Source organism: Gemmatimonadota bacterium (genome assembly GCA_039715185.1).
Lineage (GTDB): Bacteria > Gemmatimonadota > Gemmatimonadetes > Longimicrobiales > RSA9 > DATHRK01.
This window is the reverse complement of sequence record JBDLIA010000032.1, coordinates 26,384-33,911: the sequence shown is the minus strand read 5'-3', so window position 1 is coordinate 33,911 and position 7,528 is coordinate 26,384. Positions and strand designations below refer to the sequence as shown.

Here is a 7,528-nt window from a genome sequence, read left to right as displayed (position 1 = left end):
GCGGCGATAGTTATGGAGGGCCCGACGATGGGAACGGGGTTGGTGGTACGTCTGTGGCGCGACGAAAGCGGGCAGGACATCGCGGAATACGCGTTGCTCCTGGCCCTGCTGGCGGTCGTGATTCTCCCCATCCTGGTGGCTTTCGGCGACACCATAGCCGATTCGTTCGACGCCTCGGAGGATTGCCTGCGCCCGGCCTTCGGCGGGGAAACCCCAGCCGATGGCGGCGAATCATTCGGGCAGTGCAAGCACGGGGACTGACGTACCACCGCGTGAGGGTCGGCGCCCCCGCGTCAATCGCCTCCGACGGATCCGAACGACTCCAGCCACCGACGTCCCCGCTCGGTGATCTGCACGTAGTTAGGACGACGCAACGGGGAGTTTACCGAGACGAGTCCCAGCGCGGACAAGGCCTCCGCCGCCTCCTCCACGCGTACCCTCGAGCTGCCGAGCACCCTGGCCGCGACCTCCAGAATGACGGACTGGCCGCCCGCCTTCTCCAGCGAGCGCATGATCCCCAGCATCTCGTCCCGGAGGGGATGATCCTGCGGTAAGCCGGCGGCCGCCTTGTCCGCGCCGCCCGCCACCCCACCCCCGTCAGGCTCGCCGGTCGTGGACTCGCCGGGCTGAGCGCGACCGACCATGCGACCCGCCCAGAATGCGAGGGCCGCGACCAGCAGAGCGCCGATGGCCGGGACCGGCCACAGCAGCAGCTCAGTCATCGGACCAACATGCCTGCGCCGGGCGCAGCGCGCGACCCTCCCGCGACGTAGATGTGGAGGAACGGGCCTCGGACTCTCTATATTTCATGAAGGAGTCTCACGAGGCGACCTGACGGTGCCGGCTGAGAGACCCAATCGAAGGAGGGCGGCCGTGGCCCGCGGCGCCCGAATGCTGATCGTATTGCCGCTGATGACCGCGGCGGCCCTCCCCCTCGCCGGGCAGGCTCCGACGGCCGAGATCATTGGCGTCGTGCGGGATTCCGCTTCCGAGCCGCTCGCCGACGTCGACGTCTTGGCGCTCAGCCGGACCACCGGCTTCGCCTATCGGGTCTCCACCTCCTCGTCAGGGCGTTATTGGCTGCGGGGCCTTCCCCCGGGGGGCTACGACCTCACCGCCGGGCGCATCGGGCTGCGGGCGACGACGCGCGAGGGCGTGCGGCTGTCGATCGGTCAAACGATCACGATCGATTTCACGCTGCACCCATCGGCAGTCGAGCTGGAGCCACTGAGCGTGCGCGTCGGCGGGCCGCCGTTAGAGACCACGAACTCCGAGGTGTCCTACGTGCTCGATCGTCAACGGATCGAGCAGCTTCCGGAGGAAGCGCGACAGTTCATCGAGCTGGCGCAGCTCGTGCCGGGGGCGACGGCGGGCACCGTAGAGACCGGGGGGCCGCCGCCCTTCGGGACCAACGGCACGTCCGTAGGTGCGCTCAACCGGCAGTCGCTCGGGGTCCTGGTAGACGGCGGGGATTTCACGGAAGGCCTGTTCGGGGACCTGAACGGGTCGCTTCCCCTGCTCGCGATCCAGGAGTTCGAGGTCGTTCAGAGCCAGTATTCCGCCGAGTTGGGAAGAGCGGCCTCGGGAATCATCAACGTCGCCACGCGCAGCGGCGGCAACGAGCTGCACGGCGAAGCGTTCGGACTCTATCGCCATCAGACGCTCACGGCGCTCGGAGCGTTCGAAACAGAAAAGCCGGACTTCAACCGATCGCACTGGGGCGCCGCGCTCGGCGGTCCGATCTCGGCCGGCCGTACGCACTTCTTCGCGGCCTTCGAGCGTCGCGCGGAGAATACCTTCTCCACGGTCAACACGGGCGGCGCGTTCCCTGGCTTCGAGGGGACGTTCAAGACGCCTTTCACGGACAACCTGCTGTTCGCGCGGATCGATCATCGGGCCGGCGAAGGCCACGAGCTCACCCTCCGCTACTCCGGCGAAATCGGAGAGGAACTATTCGGCGTGGGTGGAACCAGCGCTCTGGAGTACGGCCAGAACAACACGTTGGACATGCACAGCGTCCTGGTCGCCCACCGCTGGATGCTGCCGAGCGGATGGCTCAACGAGGCCCGGCTTCACGTCATCAGTACGCAACGGTCCCTGCTCCGGAACGCTTCGCCCGGCCCGACGCTCTTCTACCCAAGCCTGTCGGCCGGTCCCCACCAGGGCGAAGAGCGGAGTCGCAGCCTGCGCGCCGAGCTACGGGACGACGTGTCGCTGATCTCGACCGGTCGCAGCGGCACCCATCGCGTCAGCTTCGGCACCCATCTCAGTTGGCTCGACAACGAGACGCAGTCCGCGTTCTTCGAGGACGGCGCCTTCTTCTTCCGGGAGGATACGGACCCCCTGCCAGCGCGGGGCCAGATCTCCTTCGACCCGCCGGCCATCGAGCTCGACGCCCGCAACCTTCAGCTCGCCTTCTACGCACAGGACGACTGGAGTCCCACCCCCGGGCTTACGCTCGCTCTCGGCCTTCGCTACGACATCGAGACGAACGGCACGAACCAGGACTTCGTTTCCCCTTTCGCCGGCCAGGTGTCGTTCATCCCCACGTTTCCGCGGTCGATCGACAAGGACAACCTCGCCCCCCGGATCGGCTTCGCATGGGATCCGACCGGCGGCGGTCGAACCGTGGTGCGCGGCGGGTTCGGGATCTTCTATGACGCCAGCATCGCGGCTCCGCAGGTGGCGCTGGAGCGGAGCTCGGGCGTGCCGGTGGTACAGGTGTTCAACCCGGCGACTACGGCGATCGACGAGCTCATGATCGACCCGGACACCGTGCCACCGGTCGTGTGGACATCGGCTGAGATCGAGACCGCGATGACGCGCCAGTCTTCCCTGGGAATCGAGCACAGCCTCCCGGGCGAGGTCATCATCCGGATCGACGGGCTGTTCGTACAGGGAAGGAACCTCCTCCTGGAGCGCAACCTCAACCCCATCGAAGGGGGCGCGCCGCGACACCCTGAGTTCGCGCAGATCTTGCAGATGGTGAGCGCGGGGCGTGCGGACGCGAAGATGCTGCTCGTGGAAATGCGAAAGGCGTTCCCGCGGGGCTGGGTGAACGTGGGCTACACGCTCGCCGACAGAAAGAACACCAACGACAACTGGGGCGCGGACGTCCCCCAGAATGATCCGGACGTCCTGGACCTGGACGGAGAGTGGGGACCGGCGGCGTGGGACGAGCGACATCGCGTGGTCGCCACCGGCGGGATCGGCCTCCCGCTCGATGTCACGGTCGCGGCGAAGGTGATATACGCGTCGGCCCGGCCGTTCACCGCCATCACCGGGCGGGACGACAACGGAGACCTCGATCGCACGAACGATCGCCCACCGGGCGAGGGTAGGAACGCGCGACGGGGCCCCGACTTCTTCCGGACGGACGTCGGCCTGACGTGGAGCGCGCTGACGTCGGGCCGGGCGCGCATCGGGCTCGCGCTCAACGTCTACAACCTCTTCAATACGACCAACGGCCTCCCCAACTCGGTGCCGACAATCGTCGGGTCGCCGCTCTTCGGACAGGCCGCCGCCGCGTTCCCGGGGCGGCAGCTGGAGCTGGGGGTCCGGGTCGGCCCCTCGTGACCGGCCCGGACCGTACTGGGTCGTCGTGGCTAACTCGAGGCGTCGTAGTCGATCCACCCGTCGTAGCCGACCTCTCCGTTGACGCCGAACACGTCGAACTCCCCCGTGGCCCCGGCGAAGCGTCCCGTGCCGCCCTCGACGATACCGTTGCCGACGAGCGCAGCGCCGAACTGACCCTGCGCCCGCACCCCCACTCCGGAGACCTCCAGTACGTCTCCGTCTGCGGCCGTGTAGGTTTGCACGAGCGTGAAGTCGATGACCAGGTAAAGCGGTGGACCGATCCCCGGGTCGTCAGGAAACTCCTCGGGCAGCTCCTCCTCGTTGGGCCGCACGTTGAAGCCGCAGGTCTCCCCCACGCCGGTGAAGCTTCCGAGGTGGGTCAGCTCGCCCTCCAGTACCGTATGCAGGACGAGATCGCAGTCGTCCGTCGGGGCGCCCGGAACCTGCTCCGTGGCGCGAACGGTGCCCATGAACGGCAGCGGGCCCGGGACGTGACTGGTGGCGACGACTTGTCCGGCTTCGTCGTGCGGCGCGGCGTCGGGCCCCGCGGGATCCCCATCGCCGCACGCGTTCGCCGTCAGCGCGGCCAGACAGACGGCAGCGCCCGACGAAATCGTGCGGAGCTTGGCAATGGCGGTCATGAGATCCTCCTTGTGGTCAACCCGCCGACCGTGGACGTTTCGATGGTAGGGCGGCGAATTCCTCGGCCGCGTTCTCCACGGTCATCTACTTGGGGAGACGAGAAGGAGCCGCGGATCACGCCATAGCCAACCCGGGCCGCGCCGACTCATGCGATCCTCCGACGACACCACCGAGCTGCTGCTGGCCATGCGGGAAGGGGATCGCGGCGCCCACGACCGCTTGACGGCGAGGCTGTACGACGAGCTCCACGCCATCGCGCACCGGGAGCTGGCACGCCGCGGCGGAGCGACGCTGCGGACGACCGGCCTGCTCCACGAGGCGTACCTGAAGCTCGTGGACCAGAGCCGGGTCGACGTCGACGATCGCGCCCACTATCTGGCGCTCGCGGCGACCGCCATGCGCCACATCGTGGTCGATCACGCGAGGAGCCGGAGGACGCAGAAGCGAGGGGGGGGTTGGCGCAGGATCTCGCTAGGCGACGCGGCGCCGGCGTCGGATGACCGGGCCGAGGAACTGATCGAGCTGGACGAGGCGCTGGGACGCCTGGAGCGCTTCGACGAACGCCTGTGCAGGGTGGTGGAGTGCCGCTTCTTCGGAGGGCTGACCGTGGCCGAGACCGCCGCCGCCCTCCGGGTCGCGCCGCGCACGGTGGACCGAGCGTGGGAGAAGGCCAAGGCCTGGCTCGTCCGGGAGATACATGAAGCCTAGCGACCTGGATCCGGAGCGCTGGCGGAGGATCGACGCGGTACTGGGGGCCGCGCTGGAGACCCCGCCCGACGAGCGACCCGCCTTTCTCGCCTCGGCGTGCGCCGATGACCACGCGCTGCGGTCTGACGTCGAAGCGTTGCTCGAGGCGCACGCCCGGGCCGGGCCTCGCTTCGACGAGCCCGCGAGCCTGCTGGACGAAGCCCTCGAAGCCTTGGCGCCCAACGATGTCGAGGGCCGACAGGTAGGGCCCTTCCGCCTGGTCCGGGAGATCGGCCGGGGTGGCATGGGGGTGGTCTACCTGGCCGAGGACACGCGCCTGGGCCGACGCGTGGCGCTCAAGGTGCTCCCGCCCTACCTGGGAGTCGGACGCCAGGCGAAGCGGCGCTTCATGTCGGAGGCCAGGGCCATCGCCGCGCTCGATCACCCCAACATCGCGACCCTCTACGAGACCGACGAAACCGAGGAGGGGCAGCTCTACATGGCGTTCGCCCTGTACGAAGGCGAGACCCTCGACGAGCTCATCCGCCGGGGCCCGCTTCCCGTAGAGAGGGTGGTCGAGATCGCGACGCAGATCGCCGCGGGGCTCCACGAAGCTCACGACAGCGAGATCGTCCACCGCGACGTGAAGCCGTCGAACGTGCTGCTGACCGAGCGCGGCGAGGTCAAGCTCCTGGACTTCGGCGTGGCCAAGGCGGCGGGAGAAGACGTCACGCAGGAAGGGGTTCGACCGGGCACCGTGGCGTACATGAGTCCCGAGCAGGCGACGGGGGCGCGACTGGATGGGCGCACGGACCTGTGGTCGCTGGGCGTCGTGCTGTACGAGATGCTCACCGGCGTCAGACCTTTCTGGGAGGACGATCAGGCGTCGCTGATCCAGAAGATCCTGCACGCTGACCCCGACCCGCCGTCCTCGCTGCGGAGCGATCTGCCGGAAGATGTGGCGTGGGTCGTCGACAAGCTCCTGTGCAAGACGCCGGATGGCCGCTACCGGAGCGCCGAGGACCTGCTCGACGACCTGCGGTCCTTGCGGCGGGGAGGATCCCCGGACGTGGCGATCCGGGAGCCGCCGCCCGCCGTCGGGCGTGGGCGCCGGGTCCCGAGCGGCGCCGCGGTCTGGCGCGCGCTACGCCGGCCCACAGTCGCCGTCCCGGCCGTCGTAGCCGTGCTGGCCGGCGGCATCTGGCTCTCGACCCGCCCCCCGAGCGGACAAGGTCCCCGTATAGAGAGGCTCGCCGTGCTGCCGCTGACCAATCTCACCGGCGACGCCGAGCACCAGCACATCGTCAACGGGGTGCACGACGCGCTGATCGCCGAGCTCGGCAAGATCGGATCCCTCGGCGTGATCTCGCGCACCTCGGTCGCGCGCTATCGGAACACGGACGCGCCCATCCCCGAGATAGCGCGCGAGCTCGAGGTCGACGCCCTCGTGGAGGGTTCCGTGATCATGGACGGCGACAGCATCGCGATCACGGCGACGCTCGTTGAGGCGTCACCGGAACGGCAGCTCTGGACGGCGAGCTACCGCAGCCCCCTGGGAGGCGTGTACGAGGTCAGCAGCGAGGTCGCGCTTTCGATCGCCGAGGAGCTGGGCATCGAGCTGACCCGGGACGAAGGCGCTCGTCTCGCGGCGGGCGGACCGGTGGACCCCGAAGCCTACGACGCCTTCGCCCTGGGTCAGTTCAACGTGGAGCTGAGGTCCAGGGAGGGGTTCGAGTTGGCGCGGAGGTACTTTCGTCAGGCGATCGAAATCGACTCCACCTTCGCGCCCGCCTACGCTGCCCTGGCGGAAGCCTATGGTTCCGCGGCCTTCTTCGGGCTGGGGCGGCCGTCCGAAGTCATGCCCCGCGTTACAGAGCTGGCGAGAGCCGCCCTGCGCTTCGACAGCACGAACGCCCACGCGCACAATGTGCTGGCCGCGGTCCAATTCTACTGGGAGTGGGACTGGGACGAGTCGGAGCGGCTAGCGCGACGGGCCATCGAGCTCAACCCGAGCCGCGCAGGCTACTTCCTGGCCGAGGTCCTATCGGTCGCGGGCCGCTACGCCGAAGCGCTGGCCGTTGTCGAAAGGGGCGCCTCCCTGGACAGGATGGTCCCGTTCGCCTCGTTCAGACCGGTAGTGGTCCTCAACTACATGCGCGACTTCGACCAGGCGATCGAGCTGAGCCGGGCGGGTCTCCAGTTCTTCCCGGACTTCTGGCAAGGCCACTGGCTGCTGTGCCAGGCGTTGGCCGGCAAGGGACTGTATGACAGCGCGGCGGAGGCTTGCGAGGAGGCGACCAGGCTCTCCGACCGCCTGCCGATGGCTCTGGGCGCGCTCGGGTACGCCTACGCCCGGGCCGGCCGGCGCGCCGACGCCGAGCTATTGGTCGCCGAGCTCGAGCAGCGGGCCGACGCCGCCTACGTAGGGGGGACCCACATCGCGATCGTGTTCGGCGCCCTGGGCGATCGGGACCGGGCGTTCGCGTGGCTGGACCGAGCGTACGAGGAGCGCGACGTCGCGTTGGTGCACCTCGACGTGAACCCGGCGTTCGACCCCCTCCGGTCCGATGCGCGCTTCGACGTCCTGCTGGAGAGGATCGGTCTCGAGCGTCGGTGACGGGCG

6 protein-coding genes are annotated in these 7,528 nt (G+C 68.9%); 4 read left to right on the top strand and 2 right to left on the bottom strand.

What is annotated here, in order from left to right; genetic code table 11:
* On the top strand, positions 1-261 hold a 261-nt coding region (locus ABFS34_07920), incomplete at its 5' end, for a hypothetical protein (GenBank protein MEN8375359.1).
* 32 nt (positions 262-293) lie between these two features.
* Here the strand turns inward: ABFS34_07920 and ABFS34_07915 are convergent.
* Positions 294-722: a hypothetical protein gene (locus ABFS34_07915; protein ID MEN8375358.1), complete on the bottom strand. Its 429-nt coding sequence runs from the start codon at positions 720-722 to the stop codon at positions 294-296.
* A gap of 151 nt (positions 723-873) precedes the next feature.
* Between ABFS34_07915 and ABFS34_07910 the strand changes: the two genes are divergently transcribed.
* Positions 874-3,576: a TonB-dependent receptor gene (locus ABFS34_07910; protein ID MEN8375357.1), complete on the top strand. Its 2,703-nt coding sequence runs from the start codon at positions 874-876 to the stop codon at positions 3,574-3,576.
* Between the two features lie 29 nt (positions 3,577-3,605).
* On the opposite strand, the gene ABFS34_07905 is transcribed toward ABFS34_07910, so the two are convergent.
* Entirely contained in the window at positions 3,606-4,217 is a 612-nt protein-coding gene (locus tag ABFS34_07905; protein MEN8375356.1) for a hypothetical protein, read from the bottom strand.
* 148 nt (positions 4,218-4,365) lie between these two features.
* On the opposite strand from ABFS34_07905, the gene ABFS34_07900 reads away from it, so the two are divergent.
* Positions 4,366-4,926: an ECF-type sigma factor gene (locus tag ABFS34_07900; GenBank protein ID MEN8375355.1), complete on the top strand. Its 561-nt coding sequence runs from the start codon at positions 4,366-4,368 to the stop codon at positions 4,924-4,926.
* Positions 4,916-7,522 carry a protein kinase gene (locus ABFS34_07895; GenBank protein ID MEN8375354.1) on the top strand — a complete coding sequence of 869 codons (2,607 nt, stop codon included), beginning with the start codon at positions 4,916-4,918 and terminating at the stop codon, positions 7,520-7,522. Before ABFS34_07900 ends, ABFS34_07895 begins: the two co-directional genes overlap by 11 nt.
* Positions 7,523-7,528 lie beyond the last annotated feature (6 nt).